The organism is Streptomyces sp. NPDC008137 (assembly GCF_042957035.1).
GTDB lineage: Bacteria > Actinomycetota > Actinomycetes > Streptomycetales > Streptomycetaceae > Streptomyces.
The window spans coordinates 288654-305289 of the sequence record NZ_JBIBHN010000007.1 but is presented as its reverse complement, the minus strand read 5'-3'; the positions used below and the strand labels follow the sequence as shown (position 1 = coordinate 305289).

The window sequence follows — 16636 nt, the reverse complement described above, 5'->3', positions numbered from 1 at the left end:
CATCCCCTTCGCAGGGGCGCGCGCCTGGACAGCTCGCGCCCCTGCCAAGGCCCGGCTACCGGATCGGACGGTGCAGGTTCTCCCGCCGGCTCGGGCCAGGTGTCGCGTCCGCGATCCAGGGGCCGTCGCCCGAGGGGTCGATGATGCCCTGCTCCAGCCACTCGTACGTGCCGGAGAGGACGCCCTTGACGACCTTGCGGTCGAGGTCGTCGGTGTTGGTCCACAGGCGGTTGAAGAGCTCTTCGATCCGGATGCGGGCCTGGCGGCAGAAGACGTCGGCCAGCTGGTAGGCCTCGCGGCCGTTCTGCCCCTGGGCGCGCAGGAGTTCGGCGCGTACGCAGGCCGCGCTCATGGCGAACAGTTCGGCGCCGATGTCGACGATCCGGCCGAGGAAGCCCTGCTTGGACTCCATCCGGCCCTGCCAGCGGGACATGGCGTAGAAGGTGGAGCGGGCGAGTTTGCGGGAGGTGCGCTCGACGTAGCGCAGATGCCCGGAGAGGTCCACGCCGTGTTTGAACTGCCCGTAGGCGGTGGGAAGCTGACCTGGGCCCGCGACCAGTTTCGGCAGCCACTTGGCGTAGAAGGCGCCCGCGTTCGCGCCCGCCTTCGCCTTGTCGCCGAGGGACTTCTCGGGGTCGATGAGGTCGCCGGCGACGGAGAGGTGGGCGTCGACGGCCTCGCGGGCGATCAGCAGGTGCATGATCTCCGTGGAGCCCTCGAAGATGCGGTTGATGCGCAGGTCGCGCAGGAGCTGCTCGGCGGGGACGCCGCGCTCGCCGCGGGCCCTGAGGGACTCGGCCGTCTCGAAGCCGCGTCCGCCGCGGATCTGGACGAGTTCGTCGGCCATCGTCCAGGCCATCTCGGAGGCGTACAGCTTGGCGAGGGCGCCTTCGATGCGGATGTCGTTGCGGTCCTCGTCGGCCATCTGCGAGGCCAGGTCCGTGACGGCCTCCAGCGCGAAGGTGGTGGCCGCGATGAAGGAGATCTTGGAGCCGACCGCCTCGTGGTGCGCGACGGGCTTGCCCCACTGCTCGCGGACCGCGGACCACTCGCGGGCGATCTTCAGGCACCACTTGCCCGCCGCGACACAGGAGGCGGGCAGGGAGAGCCGCCCGGTGTTGAGCGTGGTCAGGGCGATCTTCAGGCCCTGCCCCTCCTCGCCGACGCGGTTGGCGGCGGGTACCCGGACCTGGTGGAAGCGGGTGACGCCGTTCTCGATGCCGCGCAGGCCCATGAAGGCGTTGCGGTTCTCCACGGTGACGCCCGGCGAGTTCGTCTCCACGACGAAGGCGGTGATGCCGCCGCGACGGCCCTCGCTCTTGGGCACCCGGGCCATGACGACCAGCAGGTCGGCGACGACGCCGTTGGTGGTCCACAGCTTCACGCCGTCGAGGACGTAGTCGTCCCCGTCGGGCACCGCGGTGGTGGCGAGCCGGGCCGGGTCGGAGCCGACGTCGGGTTCGGTGAGCAGGAAGGCGCTGATGTCGGTGCGGGCGCAGCGCGGCAGGAAGCGTTCCTTCTGCTCCTGAGTGCCGAACAGCTTCAGGGGCTGCGGCACGCCGATCGACTGGTGCGCGGAGAGCAGCACGCCGATCGCGGGGCTGGCGGAGCCGGCCAGGGAGAGGGCCTTGTTGTAGTAGACCTGCGTGAGGCCCAGCCCGCCGTACTTGGTGTCGATCTTCATGCCGAAGGCGCCGAGCTCCTTCAGGCCGTCGACCACCTCGTCGGGGATCTTGGCGTCGCGCTCGATGACGGCCGGGTCGACCTTCGTCTCGACGAAGTCGCGGAGCTTGGCGAGGAACTCCTCACCGCGCTGGGCCGCCTCGTCGCCGGGGACGGGGTGGGGGTGGATGAGGTCGAGCCGGAAGCGGCCGAGGAACAGCTCCTTGGCGAAGCTGGGCTTGCGCCAGTGCTGCTCCCGGGCGGCCTCCGCCACCTCACGGGCCTCCCGCTCGGTGACGGCGGGACGGGAAGAGGGAGGGGTTGAAGCGGACATGAGGGGCACCTCGCCGCAACTAGGGTTATTGATGACTGTACGTTACCGACCAGTGCTACTGGATCGTTCGTACCCGAAACCGGGTGCTCCCACCAGTCCTCGCGCGTCCGTTCGGCCTAGGGTGAGCACAGGGTCGACCACGCTCGGGAAATCGGTATCGAAGCGCTTCGACAACCTATGGACACGTACTCTCGCTGGAGCTACTGTCGAACCACCCTCACCCGCCCATATAAGCAACGCGCATCGTCGAAGCGCTTCACAAAGCTTGGAGAGCCGGATGGTCACCCTCGCCGAGGTCGCCCAGCACGCCGGAGTCTCGGCGAGCACGGTGAGCTATGTCCTCAGCGGCAAGCGGTCCATCTCCGTCAACACCCGGCAGCGGGTCGAGCGGAGCATCCGCGAGCTCGGGTACCACCCGAACGCCGGGGCCCGCGCCCTGGCGAGCAGCAGGTCGAACATCATCGCGCTGATGATCCCGCTCCGCACGGACATGTACGTGCCCGTGATGATGGAGATCGCCATCGCGGTGGCGACCTCCGCCCGCACGCACGGGTACGACGTGCTGCTGCTCACCGGTGAGGAGGGCCCCGACGCGGTGCGCCGCGTCGCCGGGAGCGGGCTCGCCGACGGGATGATCCTGATGGACGTCGAGCTGGACGACGAACGGCTGCCGCTGCTGCGGGCGACCGACCAGCCGTCCGTGCTCATCGGGCTGCCCGCCGACACCTCCGGTCTGACCTGCGTCGATCTGGACTTCCGGGCGACGGGCGCGCTGTGTGTGGAGCACCTGGCGAAGCGGGGGCACCAGGACATCGCCGTCATCGGCGAGGCCCCGGCCGTCTACGAGCGGCACACCGGATTCGCCGAACGCACCCTCGACGGGCTGCGGACCCGTGCCCGGGAGCTGGGTGTGCGGCTGCTGCACCGGCCCTGCGAGGGCGGGTACGACGCGATGGCCGTGACCCTCGCCCGGATCCTCGACGAGCGCCCGGACACCTCCGGGATCATCGTGCAGAACGAGTCGGCGGTCGAGCCGCTGCTCGCCCTGCTGCGGCAGCAGGGCCGGGCCGTGCCGGAGGACGTGTCGGTGGTCGCGATCTGCCCCGACCAGGTCGCGACGCAGGCCTCCGTGCGGCTCACGTCGGTCGCCATCCCCGCGCAGGAGATGGGCCGGCACGCCGTGGAACACCTGGTCGCCAAGCTGGCGGGGCGCGGCAGCGACGAGGTCGTGCTGATCGCGCCCGAGCTGACGGAACGGGCGAGCACGGGGCCGGCGCCGAGCCGGCCGTAATCCCCGTTCCCGGCCGTGATCCCCCTTCCCGGCCGTGATCCCCGTTCACTGGACAACGCCCCCAATTCGTCGAACAGCGCCCCTTCCAGGGCACCCCCATGTCTGCTTCCGCACAGGAGCCCGCCCCGTGAATCAGCCTGCTGAAACCCAGCCCCAGGTGAGCCTCGCGCAGTCCTCCCCCACCGTCGGCACGTTCCGCGAGCGGGACGGCGCGCTGGAGTGGAGCGGCCGCCAGGAGACCGTACGGATCGAGCCGTGGGGTCCGGACGCGGTCCGGGTCCGCGCCCGGCTCGGCGGCCCCATCCTCGAGGGGCTCCCGGGCGCGCTGCTCGACGAGGCCCCCGCGACGCCCTCCACGGTGAAGATCGAGGACGGCCGAGGACAGCTCACCGTCGGCGCGCTCACGGTCGAGGTGAACGCCGAGGGCCTGGTCCGCTTCCTGCGGACGGAGGACTCCGCCGAGCTGCTCGCCGAGGACCGCGCGCACTTCTGGTGGCCCGGCTCCCGGCTCTACACGGCCGTCGGCAACGGCCACCACCGCCTGGAGCAGCGCTTCGCCGCCTACGACGACGAGAAGCTGTTCGGCCTCGGCCAGCACCAGCACGGGCGCCTCGACCAGAAGGGCCTGGTGCTGGACCTGGTCCAGCGCAACGCGGAGGTCGGCATCCCGGTGCTGACCTCCAGCCGCGGCTACACGCTGCTGTGGAACAACCCGGCGATCGGCCGCGTGGAGCTGGCGCACAACGGCACCCGCTGGGTCGCAGACTCCGCCCGGCAGATCGACTACTGGATCACGGCGGGCGACCCGTCCGGCGCCCAGAGCCGCTACAGCGCGGTGACCGGCCGCAGTCCGATGCTGCCGGAGTGGGCGGCGGGCTTCTGGCAGTGCAAGCTGCGCTACCGCACCCAGGACGAACTCATGGCGGTGGCCCGCGAGTACAAGCGGCGCGGCCTGCCCATCTCGGCGATCGTCTGCGACTTCTTCCACTGGACGCACCTCGGGGAATGGAGGTTCGACCCGAAGGAGTGGCCGGACCCGGGGGCGATGGTGCGCGAGCTGGACGAGCTCGGCATCAGGCTCGTGGTGAGCGTCTGGCCGTCGGTGTCGCCGCTGAGCGAGAACCACCCGGTCATGGAGCAGCGCGGGTACTTCATCGGCACCCAGTACGGCCCGATGGCGCACGCCGACTGGCCCGACAAGGAGGTCGCGTCCACGGTCCAGGTGGCCTTCTACGACGCCACCAACCCGGACGCCCGGGAGTTCGTGTGGTCGAAGGTGAAGGAGAACTACCTCGACCCGTACGGCATCACGGCGTTCTGGCTGGACGCCTGCGAGCCGGAGCTGAAGCCGGGCTTCCAGGAGAATCTGCGCTACTGGGCGGGCCCGGGCCTGGAGGTCGGCAACGCCTACCCGGCCGAGAACGCCCGGACCTTCTACGAGGGCCTGCGCGCGACGGGCGAGGAGGAGATCGTCACCCTCAACCGCTCGGCGTGGGCGGGCAGTCAGCGCTACGGCGCCGCCCTGTGGTCGGGTGACATCGGCACGGACTTCCCGACCCTGCGCCGCCAGATCGCGGCCGGCCTCAACACGGCCCTGTCGGGCATCCCGTGGTGGAACACCGACATCGGCGGCTTCCACGGGGGCGACCCCGACGACCCGGCGTACCAGGAGGTGATGGTCCGCTGGTTCCAGTTCGGCGCGCTGTCCCCGCTGATGCGCCTGCACGGCTTCCGGGACCCGGGCATGCCGCTGGGCCCGGAGATGACGGGCGGCCCGAACGAGGTGTGGTCGTACGGCGAGGAGGCCGGGGCCGTCCTGGAGAAGTACCTGCGGCTGCGCGAGCGCCTGAGGCCGTATGTGCTGGACGTGATGCGCGCGGCCCACGAGGAGGGCCTGCCGGTGATGCGGCCGCTGTTCCTGGAGTTCCCGGACGACCAGGCCGCCTGGTCGGTCGACGACTCCTACCTCTTCGGCCCGGACCTGCTGGTCGCCCCGGTGCTGACCGCCGGCGCGACCGCCCGTACGGCGTATCTGCCGGCGGGGGCCGCCTGGACGGACGCGTGGACGGGTGAGACGTACGAGGGCGGCCGGTCCGTGACGGTCGACGCCCCGCTGGACCGGATCCCGCTGTTCCTGCGGGACGGGGCGCGGCTGCCGGTCGCGGAGTAGCCCCCACAAACGGAAAGCCGGGGCCGGCCACACCGTGAGGTGCGGCCGGCCCCGGCCCGTTCCGGGTCAGCTGCTGGTGATGCTCATGCTGTTGGCGCGGAAGTCCAGGCCGCCGGAGGACGAGGTGATCTCGAAGCCGAACTGGACGTCTCCGATGGTCTCGTTGCCCATCCAGCCCTTGGTGTCCTTGATCCACTTCAGGATCGGCAGGATGTTCACCGTGCCGGAGCTGGAGTTGGAGGTGCGGATGAACGAGAACACCTCGTTGGCGCCGTTGGTGCCCTTGAAGACGTTCCAGGAGTGGCCGCCGAGGCTGACGCTGCCCTGTGAGGTGCCGATCGGGCCGACGGCTCCGGTCTTGTTGACCCAGAGCATGATCTCGTAGTCGTGGTCGGTGTCCCAGATGTCGTACGACGTGTTGTACGCGCCGGACGACGGGACGCTGACGTTGTAGCTGCTGGACAGCGAGCCCAGCGAGGTGATGGATTTGTTGATCGCCTTCGTCTGGTTCGGATAGGACTTGATGCCGCCGGTGTTGGGGTGGTTGGCGTTGACGCCCCAGTTGGTGCCCGAGTTGGCCCAGATGCACTGGGCACCGGCGCCGCTGCCCCAGATGTTGTTGTAGAGCGTGTAGCCGTTCAGGCTCGTGTTGCCCCACTGGTCGCAGGAGTTCCAGACGGCGGCCGAGGCGGGGGCGGAGGCGAGGGCTACGGTCGCGCCGAGTGCCAGGGCCGGGGCGAGCAGGGCCTTGGTGACCCTGCCGAGCGTGCGTGATGCCATGGTGTCCCTTCCATGGGTGGGGGGATGGGGGGAACTACCACGACCTCAGGGTGAGGACGTGGTCTTCTCCGGCGACCAGGTGGAGGGATTCTGTGCCGGTGGAAGTCCGCAGTTCGACGCGGTGGGTGCGGCCCGGCCTGATGACGGCGGTGGCGCCGTCCCGGGTCCAGGTGAGGTCGATCCCGGCCCCGAAGCGGGTGCGCACACCGCGCAGTGCGCCGCTCGGATACGCAGCCGGGAGCGCGGGCAGCAGGACCAGCCGGTCCGGGGTCGACTGCACGAGCATCTCGATCAGCACGGCGGGCAGGGTGTGCGCGGCGTCCGCGTTGTAGACATCGCGCTTCGGGTAGTGGGCGCTCATCAGGGAGGCGTGGAAGAAGTCGCCGTCCAGGACCTGCCCCAGGGCGTGGGCGACACGGCCGCCGTCCCTGAGCCGGGCCGCGATCAGGGCGTGGTGCAGATGGCCGTGCGCGGAGTCGTTCTCGGCGCCCCGCAGTTCGAGGGCGCGGTGGGCGGCCGTGGCGAGTTCGGGGCTGTCGTAGGGGGTGATCTCGTCGAGCGGCCAGACGCCGTAGAGGTGGCTGAGGTGGCGGTGGTCGTAGGAGTCCTCCAGGCCCGGCCAGGCCCATTCGGCCAGTGCCCCGTCCGCGTTGAGCCGGTGCGGTGGGAGGCGGTCGGCGAGGGCGTGCCAGCGGTCGGCGTCGGGGCCGGGGTGGTAGGCGGCGGCCGTGCGCAGTGCGTGGCGGGCCGCCGAGAGGTCCATGGCCGCGTTGAGGGTGCCCCAGCTCGCGTTGGCGGGGCGGTTCTCGGGCGAGTAGGACGGGACGACGACGAGGTGGCCGTGCTCATCCGTGCGGGTGAGGAAGTCCTCGTAGAAGAGGGCGACTTCGGCGAGTGCGGCGGCGGTGCGCGGGTCGCGGGTGCCCTGGGTCTCGTCGTGGTCGACGAGCGGTTTGAGCAGCCAGTCGGCTCCCGCGGTCCACAGGTGCAGCGGGTACTCACGGTCGAAGTGGTACGAGTGGCCCGACTCTCCGTCGCTGTGGCCGGGGGCGACGACGCCCCGGGTGCCGAAGATCGTGCGGGCGTTGTCGCGCCAGTCGGGCAGCTGCCGTTGAATCAGCGAGGCGTGCGCCTCGGTGACCTCGGGGAGGGCGGCGGCAGCGGCGGAGGCGGTCTGGAGGTTGAGGTTGGCGTCGTTGGTGAAGGCGCCGGACCACGCGGTGTTCCAGTCGCCGGTCCACAGTCCGGTCAGCCGGGGCGGGAAGAGGCCGGATGCGGACAGCAGGTGATAGCGGCCTGCGGCGAAGAGGCGCTCCAGCAGGGCGGTGCTGCGGGGCCTGGTGAGCAGCTCTGAGCCCGGCAGGTCGCGTTCGGCGGGATCGGCGTCCAGGTCGAGGGTGACGCGCTCGTAGGCGGTGCGGTGGAGGGCGACGTGGCGGTCGAGGAGCTCGTCGTACTCCATGGGCAGGTCGCGCAGGGCGCGGCCCTCGGCGACGACGTCCAGTTCGCCGGTGTGCCGCCGCACCCGGGTGAGGAGCAGCACGGACCGGGCGCCCTCGATGTGCGCGCCGGGCGGCGCGAGGCTCGTCGTGCCGCCCGTGGCGGCGACCAGGGTGACGCCCGTGCAGGCCAGGTCACTGTCCGGGTAGCGGGCGCGCAGGCTGAGCAGGGCGCCCTCGGGGGTGAGGACGGCGCCGTTGCCGATGCCCAGTCCGGCGGGGGCGCCGGGCAGCCGGTGGTCCAGGTCGACGCCGAGGCTGAGGCCGGGTCCGGTGACCTGCTGGACGATCACGTCGTCGGCGCGGGAGACGAAGACCCGGCTCGTCCAGCCGGAGCAGGAGGCTCCCACCACGCCCGTCGTGAAGTCGACGTCGCGGCGGTAGTCGCGCCGGGCACCGGGCGGACGCCGCAGTCTGACCTGGAAGGCGGGGTGGAAGGGCTGCACCCACATGTGTGGACGGCCGTCCGTGAAGCTCTCGGCGGCGGTCGTGTCGCCTGCCAGGAGACGGTCCTGGAGCGCGGGGAGGTCACCGGCGAGCCACGGGGGCCGGGGGTCCCCGCCGTTGGGGCGCACCAGGGTGTGGTGCGTGACGACGACCCGCTCGATGTCCGGGTCACCGAACACAAGAGCGCCGTGATGGCCGTTGCCGCTCAGGAAGCCGTCCTCCCAGCGGCCCGCCGGGTGCGGCTCCCAGGTGCCGTGGACAGGGGCGGAGGGGGTCATGGCCGGAGCACCGCCGCCTCGTAGCGGCCGAGGGTGACCCGGTCGGTGACGGCCGTGCCCGTCAGCAGGTCGTGGTGGGTGCCGGGGACCTCGACGGTCACGGGCTCGCGACTGTGGTTGAGCAGGAACAGCAGCTCGCCCCGGCGCACGGCCTCGACCTGCTCGGGAAGAGCGTCGAGCGCGGGCCGGACGCCCGCGCCTTCGGCGATCCGGGCCAGCAGCTCGCGCAGCGCCTCCGGCTCCGGGAGCGTGGAGAGGTACCAGGCGCGGTCCTTGCGCAGGACGGCGGGCATGCCGTCCAGTTCGCCGCCCTTGTAGCAAGTCGTGTCGTCGGGGTCGGCGGGCTCGATCTCCTCGGACCACAGCGTGCCCCGGAAGCCCTCGCAGGCGACGGTCTCCCCCGCGTCCAGCGGCCACCACTCGTGCAGCGTGCGGATGCCGAACAGCTCCCGCAGCCGGGCGTCCATGCCGCCGGGGCGCACCCGGTCGTCCTCGTCGGCGACACCGGTCAGGAAACCGCAGACGAGGGTGCCGCCGCCGCGGGCGTAGGCGAGGAGGTTGCCGATCGCCGCGTCGGTGAGCGCGTACAGCTGGGGCACGACAACCATCGAGTACGGCGTCAGATCGTGCTCGGGGTGGGCGAAGTCGGTGGTGAGGTGGGCCTGCCACAGGGCCCGGTGCCAGGCGCGCAGCACGTCCGGGTAGTCGACCTGGCTGGACAGCCTGCCGTCCTGGGCGCCGGCCCACCAGGCGTGCCAGTCGTGCAGGACGGCGACGTTCGCGGTGATGTGCCGGCCGGTCACCTCGGGGGCGATCCTCGCCAGGTCCGCTCCGAGCCTCTTGACCTCCTGGTACGTACGGCCCTCCTCCCCCGCGTGGCTGACCATGCCGGAGTGGAACTTCTCCGCGCCCTGCCGGGACTGCCGCCACTGGAAGTAGCAGACGGCGTCGGCGCCCCGGGCCACGGCCTGGAGCGACCACAGCCGGTTGAGACCGCGCGGCTTCGGGTGGTTCACGCCCCGCCAGTTGACCGGCCCGGCCGCCTGTTCCATGAGCATCCAGGGCCCGCGCGCCTGGGAGCGGGTCATGTCCTGCACCAGGGCGCCGTTCTGGGCGCCGAGCGGATCACGCGGGTCGGGGTAGAGGTCGACGGAGACGACGTCCTCCTCCCCCGCCCAGCGCCAGGCGTCCTGCCCGAACCACAGCGGCATGAAGTTGCTGGTGACCGGCAGGTGCGGGGTGTGGCGCCGGACGATGTCCCGTTCGGCGACGTAACACTCCAGGAGCATGTCGGACGTGAAGCGCCGGAAGTCGAGGACCTGGCCGGGGTTGCGCATGTAGTGGGGCAGGCGGGGCGGCAGGATGCCGTCCCACCTGTCGTAGCCCTGGCTCCAGAAGGCGGTGCCCCAGGCCTCGTTGAGGGCGTCGAGCGTGCCGTACTTCTCGCGCAGCCACCGCCGGAAGGAGACGGCTGCCTCGTCGCCGTAGTCGAAGGTGCAGTACTCGTTGTTGATGTGCCACATCGTGAGGGCCGGGTGGCCGCCGTAGCGGGCGGCCAGGTCTTCCGTGATCGCGGCGGCACAGCGCCGGTAGGTGGCGCTGGAGTGCGAGAAGTGCTGGCGGCCGCCCCACCACTCGGTGCGGCCGTCCTCGGTGACGGGCAGGGTGTCGGGGTGCAGCCGGCCCATCCAGGGCGGGGGCGAGGAGGTGGGGGTGGCGAGGACGACCCCGATGCCGTTCTCGTGCATCAGGTCCATCAGGGTGTCCAGCCAGCCGAACTCCCGTGCCCCGGGCTCCGGTTCCAGCTTCGACCAGCAGAACACGCCGAGGGTGACGGAGTTGACACCGGCGGCCTTCATCAGCCGGACGTCCTCGTGCCAGGTCTCCTCGGGCCACTGCTCCGGGTTGTAGTCGCCGCCGAAGAGGAGCCGGCCCCGGGTGGCGTCGCTCAGGGCGGGCCCTTGTCGCTCGGGCATCAGGCGGGCTCCCCGTACTGCACGCCGCGTCCGTTGGTGGCGATGTAGACCCGGCCGTGGATGCGCGGGTCGCCGGTGACGGTCGCGCCGATCCAGCCCCACTGGTGCCGGTCGTCGTTGATCCGGGTCCAGGTCTTCGCCTCGTCGTCGGAGCGGTACACGGCGGTGATGGACTCGGTGGAGCCGACCATGTAGACCGCCGGGTAGGAGGCGCCCTCGGCGGCCTTGCCGAAGCCGAGGGTGTACGAGGCCCAGCAGCTGCTCACCTTGGTGAAGGTGGCGCCGCCGTCGGTGGAGCGGTACAGCCCGTTCCACTTCAGGCTCAGCCACAGGTCGCCCGAGCGGCCGGGGGCGGCGGTCAGCTGGAACTCGCTGTCGCCCGAGTTCAGGCCGGTGGCCCGCGCGGTGAAGGTCTGGCCGCCGTCGGTGCTGGCGTGGAGCGTCCCGGTCGTGGTGTCGAAGGCGTAGAAACGCGTCGCGTCGGCCGGGTCCGCGACCGGGACGGCGCCCTTCGGGAAGGAGGCGACCTCGGACCAGGTGACGCCGTTGTCCGCCGAGCGGAATCCCGGGTCGGCCGTGCCGAAGGACCACAGCAGCACGCTGCCGTCGGCGTTGGTGGCGATCGGCCCCGGCGCGGACTTGGCCATGGGCGGCTGGGCGTTGAAGGGTGCCCAGGTCTTGCCGCCGTCGCGCGACCAGGCGCCGTTGCCGTTGTCGCCCCACCCGGCCCGCACGACGTACGACGGCTCGGCGGCGGCCAGCGCGAGTCCCGTCGACGTGCCGAACACCGGGTTCGACGCCATGCCCCGGGAAGGGGAGGCGGTGAGCCGCTCGTGGTACATGACGCCGATGTCCCCGGACCCGCTGATCAGGTGCGCCTGTCCGGCCGGAGGGGAGATCAGCTGACGTATGGACGCCTCCTCGAGGCCCCGGATCTGCGGGGCCCAGTGCTTGAGGTCGCGGGTGCCGTAGAGGGTCGCGCCGGTTCCGTAGACGACGTGCCCGGAGTCGTACGGGTCGACGGCGAGGGCCTGGATCCACCAGCCGAACTTGGGCTCGTCGGCGCCCCACCTGAGGTACGGCGTCTCGGACACGTCCAGGACGGCCTTGTCCTTCAGGGACTTCCAGGTGCGGCCGCCGTCGGTGGTCCGGTACAGGGTGTCGACCAGCGCCCAGCGGTTGTTGGTGGAGACGACGGCGGTGCCGGGCCTGCGGGCGTCGACGGCGACACCGCCGTACCCGAACGAGTCGGTCCCCCCGTCCTCGGTCACCTCGCCGGGCTTCACCGGCGTGACCTCGGTCCACTTCCCGTCCGTCGTCCGCAGCTTGTGCACGCTGCCGTCGGACTGGCCGTTGGGGCCGGGGGCGTTGGCGTACGTCACGTACAGCTCGCGCGTGTGCCGGTCGTACGCGGCGCGGATCGGCACCTTGGCGGCGGTGCCGGTGGGCTGCTTCGGGACGGCCTTCCAGGTCGTGCCGTCGGACGTGCGGTACAGGTTGGGCTTGCCGGCCGTGCCGTCGGAGTCGCCCCAGCCGGCGTAGAGGGTGCGGCCGGCGGCGACCAGGAGGGTGATGCCCTGGCCGGTGGCGCTGGGGGCTGCCGGGAAGCTCACGGCGTTCCAGGTGGCGCCCCGGTCGGTCGACTTGAGCAGTCCGTCGTGCCGGGTGCCGAGCCACAGGGTGTCGCTGTCGCGCGGGTCGACGAGCAGCCGCTCCCCGCAGCCGCGCCCGTCCTCGTTGGCCCCGAGCTTCACGGTGAGGTCGGTGCGCGACCAGGTGGCGCCCCGGTCCTCGGAGCGCAGCACGGCCCCGTTGCCGGCCCAGGACTGCGCGTACGTACCGAGGGCGAGGTAGAGCCGGTTCGGGTGGGCCGGGTCGACGGCCATGGCCTCCACGCCGAGCAGGTTCCAGTCGTCCCAGCCGATGTGGTCGGTCAGCGGGACCCACCGGTCGGTGCGGTCGTCCCAGCGGTAGGCGCCGCCGATGTCGGTACGGGCGTAGGCGAGGCCTCGGACGGAGGGGTGGAACAGCACGCCGGTGACGAAACCGGTGCCGCCCTGGACGACGTTGCGCCACCGGTATGCGCCCTTCGCGGGCGTACCGGCTTCCGCCCGCCCCTGAATCGACGGAAGGGAGACGACCGCGGCGACGGCAGCGGTCCCGGCCAGCACGGAACGTCTGCTGAGGTGGAATGTGGGCATGGCGTACCTCGGTTCTTGCAAAGACGGGGAAGGGAGGTGCCCTTATTCAGGGCGCGGGGAACTGCGCGGACAACCACGACGCGGCCGCGGACGACATGCGGACAGCCCTACGGCGAGACAAGGAACAAGGGCATCACCCCTTGATGGCGCCCGTGAGCATGCCCTTCTTGAAATGCTTCTGGACGAAGGGGGAGATCACAGCAACCGGCAGCAACGCCATCACCATCACGGCCATCTGGATCGCCAGCCCGGAAATCTGCCCGGTCTTGATCGCCTGGCTCACCCCCACCGGCGCCTCCTGCTTCTGCACCAGCTGGATCATGACGTTCTGCAACGGCATCATGTCCTGGTTGCTCAGATAGATCGACGCGTTGAACCAGGCGCTCCAGTAACCGACCGCGTAGAACAACGTGATCACCGCGATGACGGCCCGGGACAACGGCATCACGATCTGCCAGAGAATCCGCCAGTCCCCCGCCCCGTCGATTCGGGCACTGTCGACGAGTTCCGGCGAGATCCCCATGAAGAACCCGCGCAGCACCAGGATGTTGAAGACACTGACCGCACTCGGCAGGATCAGCGCGAGATACGTGTCCGTCAGCCCCAGCGACTGCACCAGCAGATACGTCGGAATGAGCCCGGCCCCGAAGAACATCGTCGCGAGCAGCGTCATCAGCAGCCAGCGATGCCCGAGGGAACCGCTGCGGGACAGGCCGTAGGCGGCCAGCACCGACACCGCCATGGAGAACACCGTGCCGACCAGCGTCACGCACACGCTGACGATCGCGGCCCGGGTCACCTGCCCGCCGCTCAGCAGCTCCTGGTAGGCGATGAAGGTGATGTCCTTCGGGATCATCACCAGTCCGCCGGCCTCGGTGATGGTCTGCTTGGAGGAGAGGCTGGTGACGACGACGATCCACAGCGGGAACAGGACGGCGAGGCAGGCCCCGGCGAGGACGATGCCCTTGCCGGCGATCCCGGCCTTGCCCGGCTCGTCGTCCCAGACCGGCCTCGGCGGAGCCTCCCACCAGCGCGGTGCGCGCGCCGCCTCCTCGACGGCGGCCTTGTCCATGACGGTGGTCACTTCTTGTACACCCCCTGCTCGCCCATGAAGTGGGCCACCTTGTTCGCGGCGAGGACGAGTGCCACGCTCACCAGGCCCTTGACGAGGCCCGCGGCCGCCGCGTAGCTGAAGTCCTGGTTGCGGACGCCGTTCCACCACACATAGGTGTCGAGGACTTCCGACGCGCCCGGCCCCACCGCGTCGCGTTGCAGCAGGATCTGCTCGAAGCCGACGGTGAGCGCGTCACCGACCCGCAGTACCAGCAGCAGGGCGATCACGGGCCGCAGCGCGGGCAGCGTGACGTGCCACATGCGGCGCCAGCGCCCGGCCCCGTCCATGGCCGCCGCCTCGTAGAGGTCGGGGCTCACGGAGGCGAGCGCGGCGAGGAAGACGATGATGCCCCAGCCCGCGTCCTTCCAGACGCCCTCCGCGGTCACCAGGAACTTGAAGATCCCGGGGTCGGTCATGAGGTCGAAGCCCTCGTAGCCGTGCTGTCGCAGGGTCTGCGCGATGATGCCCGCCCCGCCGAAGATCTGCTGGAAGACGGTGATGACCAGCACCCAGGAGAAGAAGTGCGGCAGGTAGAGGATCGCCTGCGACACCGCCCGGACCCGGGGCCTGATCACGCTGTTGATGAGCAGCGCGAGCAGGATCGGGATCGGGAAGAACAGCACCAGCTGGAGGCTGAACAGCACGAGCGTGTTCTGCACGGCGTCCCAGAACGCCGAGTCCGCGAAGATCCGCTCGAACTGCTCCAGGCCTACCCAAGGGCTCTCCAGCATCGCGACGAAGCCGTTGTCGCTGACGTACGGGTCGTATTCCTGGAAGGCGACGACGTTACCCAGGATCGGTACGTAGTTGAAGACCAGGACCAGCGCGATGGCGGGCAGGGTCATCAGGATCAGCGTGCGGTCGCGGCGCAGCCGAAGCCTCAGGCTCAGCTTGCCGGAGAGCTTCTTCTCCGGCCGGCCCCTGGCGGGGGCGTCCGTCCCGCGGGGGGCTTCCTCACTCGTCTTCGCCTCGGCCCTGCTGCGAGGCACCGTGCTGTGGGACACGGCCTACTCCTTGCCTCAGCGCCTGGTCACTGTGCGGAACCGTTGGTGTCGTGCAGCTTCTGGTACCAGTCCCGCAGCTTGTCGCCGCCCTGCTTCCTCCATTCGGCGACAGCCTGCTGCACATCGCTGATCTTCTTGCGGCCGCGGACGACGTCGTCCTCCAACTGCTCGAAATCGTTGGAGAGGTTGGTGTAGCGGGCGGGCTCGGTGATCTGCATGCCCCAGAAGGTGGACCTCTTGGTGAAGGAGCCCATCCGCTGCTGCCACTCCACCTGCTCCTTCGCGATGTCCGGGAGGTCCGGGTGCGCGATGGTCGGGGCGGGGCTGGCGAGCATCACGTAGGCGTTGATGACTTCCTGGTTGCCCTTGTCGTTCTTGGTGGGCACCCCGTCCTCGACGGTGTAGTGCGTGCCCTCCACCCCGTAGTTGGTGAGCATGTACTCCTTGGTGCCGTACGGGGCGGCGGTGACGTTGGCGGCGGCCAGGATGTCCTCGACGACGGCCTTGGACGCCTTCTTGTTGACGAAGGCGAAGATGCCCGCGGGCGAGCCGGCCCAGAGCGTGGGGTCGCCGCCGTCGGCGCCGAAGATGTCCATGCCGGAGATCCGGAAGTCGGTGTCCCGTCCGGCCTGTTCGGCCATCTTGCCCCACCAGTCCGAGATGTTCTGGTTGTAGATCAGGACCTGGCCGTTGGTGAAGCGGTCACCGGCGGTGCCCTGGTTGGCCGCCTTGGCGTCGGGGTGGACCACGCCGGCGGAGTAGAGCTTGCGCGTCCACTCCAGCGCCTCGAGGTACTCCTCGGTCTCGACCCGGTAGATCATCTTTCCGTCGGTCAGGTTCCAGCCGAGCGGCTTCTCGCTGCCGGAGAGCGCGCCGAAGACGTTGAAGGCGGTCCACTTCATGTCGTCGCAGGCCCACACCTTGGCCTTGGGCCGGGTGATCTCCTTGGCGAGGGCGAGGAACTCCTGCGGGGTCTTCGGAAGGTCGTAACCCTCCTTGTCGAAGACGTCCTTGCGGTAAAAGGGCACGATGCCGACGACCGAGGGAGCGGGCTGGGGCAGGCCGCGCAGCTTGCCGCCGAAGATTGAGTACTGCCAGGCTCCACTCGGGATCGCGGCGAGGTTCGGGTACTTCTTGACCCGGTCCCCGGACAGGTACGGGCCGAGATCGGCGAACTTGCTGATGATGGCACTGGGTATCTTGCCGCCCATGTTCCAGCTGGGGATGACCACGACGTCCGGGAGGTCGCTGGAGGCGAGGACCGCGCCCAGCTTCTCGTCGTAGGTGTTGCCGTCCTGGTTCTGCCAGGTGATGTCGACACCGATCAGATCGTTCATCGCCTTGTAGTAGGGGTTGTCGCCCTTCGGCGGCGTGCCCCAGAACGGCGACATGATCTTGACGGAACCGCCTTTGCCGAGCTTCTTCGTGACCGAGGTCTTGAGGTCGGCCAGATCGAGCTTGCTGGTGAAGCCCATCGCCGAGCCGTGCTTGGACGGGATGTCCGGCGTCACCACGTTGCTTGCCACGTAGGCCGGCAGCAGCTTCTTGGCGCCCTTGCCGGACGTCGTGCCGTCCTTCGAGCCACTGTCCGAACCGCCGCACGCGGCGAGCAACGGCATCCCTCCCGCCACGGCCGCGGTGGCGACCGCCGTGGAGGCGAGGAAGGATCTCCGGCTCGGTCCGGAGGAGGCGGAGGCGGCGTTCGGCGTCATTGCGTCACCCTTCATGGCACACCAGGACACCCGGCGGAGGGCCGTCGGCTGCGGTGTCTCGAGTGGAACTGGCTGAGCCGAAGCGATACTCCGACGAGTGACGAGGAATGCGCACCACCGGGTGGCGGACTTCACAGTCGAAGCGCTTCGATGTTGCTGCGAGATTAA

The 16636-nt window shown here is 70.3% G+C and carries 10 protein-coding genes; 2 read left to right on the top strand and 8 right to left on the bottom strand.

Annotated elements, in window-relative coordinates; translation table 11 throughout:
- Positions 1-55: 55 nt before the first annotated feature.
- Entirely contained in the window at positions 56-1996 is a 1941-nt protein-coding gene (locus ACFZBT_RS14855) for an acyl-CoA dehydrogenase family protein (protein ID WP_391102867.1), read from the bottom strand.
- Positions 1997-2273: 277 nt separating this feature from the next.
- On the opposite strand from ACFZBT_RS14855, the gene ACFZBT_RS14850 reads away from it, so the two are divergent.
- Both ACFZBT_RS14850 and ACFZBT_RS14845 read left to right on the top strand, forming a co-directional pair.
- Positions 2274-3287, top strand: a complete 1014-nt coding sequence (locus ACFZBT_RS14850) for a substrate-binding domain-containing protein (protein WP_391102865.1) — start codon at positions 2274-2276, stop codon at positions 3285-3287.
- Between the two features lie 127 nt (positions 3288-3414).
- Positions 3415-5457, top strand: coding sequence for a TIM-barrel domain-containing protein (locus ACFZBT_RS14845; RefSeq protein WP_391102862.1), 2043 nt, complete (start codon positions 3415-3417; stop codon positions 5455-5457).
- A gap of 66 nt (positions 5458-5523) precedes the next feature.
- On the opposite strand, the gene ACFZBT_RS14840 is transcribed toward ACFZBT_RS14845, so the two are convergent.
- The 7 genes from ACFZBT_RS14840 to ACFZBT_RS14810 all read right to left on the bottom strand — a co-directional run bounded on the left by ACFZBT_RS14840 (position 5524) and on the right by ACFZBT_RS14810 (position 16468).
- Positions 5524-6237 carry a hypothetical protein gene (locus ACFZBT_RS14840; protein ID WP_391102860.1) on the bottom strand — a complete coding sequence of 238 codons (714 nt, stop codon included), beginning with the start codon at positions 6235-6237 and terminating at the stop codon, positions 5524-5526.
- A gap of 34 nt (positions 6238-6271) precedes the next feature.
- Entirely contained in the window at positions 6272-8461 is a 2190-nt protein-coding gene (locus ACFZBT_RS14835) for a glycoside hydrolase N-terminal domain-containing protein (RefSeq protein ID WP_391102857.1), read from the bottom strand.
- The gene (locus ACFZBT_RS14830) at positions 8458-10437 is read right to left on the bottom strand and encodes a beta-galactosidase (protein WP_391102855.1); all 1980 of its coding nucleotides are present in this window, start codon (positions 10435-10437) and stop codon (positions 8458-8460) included. Before ACFZBT_RS14830 ends, ACFZBT_RS14835 begins: the two co-directional genes overlap by 4 nt.
- Entirely contained in the window at positions 10437-12638 is a 2202-nt protein-coding gene (locus ACFZBT_RS14825) for a 1,4-beta-glucanase (protein ID WP_391102853.1), read from the bottom strand. The genes ACFZBT_RS14830 and ACFZBT_RS14825 overlap by 1 nt, the downstream gene beginning before the upstream one ends.
- A 133-nt stretch (positions 12639-12771) precedes the next feature.
- Positions 12772-13710 carry an ABC transporter permease subunit gene (locus tag ACFZBT_RS14820; protein ID WP_391102967.1) on the bottom strand — a complete coding sequence of 313 codons (939 nt, stop codon included), beginning with the start codon at positions 13708-13710 and terminating at the stop codon, positions 12772-12774.
- Positions 13711-13718: 8 nt separating this feature from the next.
- A complete protein-coding gene (locus ACFZBT_RS14815) occupies positions 13719-14756 on the bottom strand; it encodes an ABC transporter permease subunit (RefSeq protein WP_391102851.1) in 1038 nt (345 codons plus the stop codon).
- Between the two features lie 26 nt (positions 14757-14782).
- A complete protein-coding gene (locus ACFZBT_RS14810) occupies positions 14783-16468 on the bottom strand; it encodes an extracellular solute-binding protein (RefSeq protein ID WP_391102849.1) in 1686 nt (561 codons plus the stop codon).
- Between the last annotated feature and the right edge of the window lie 168 nt (positions 16469-16636).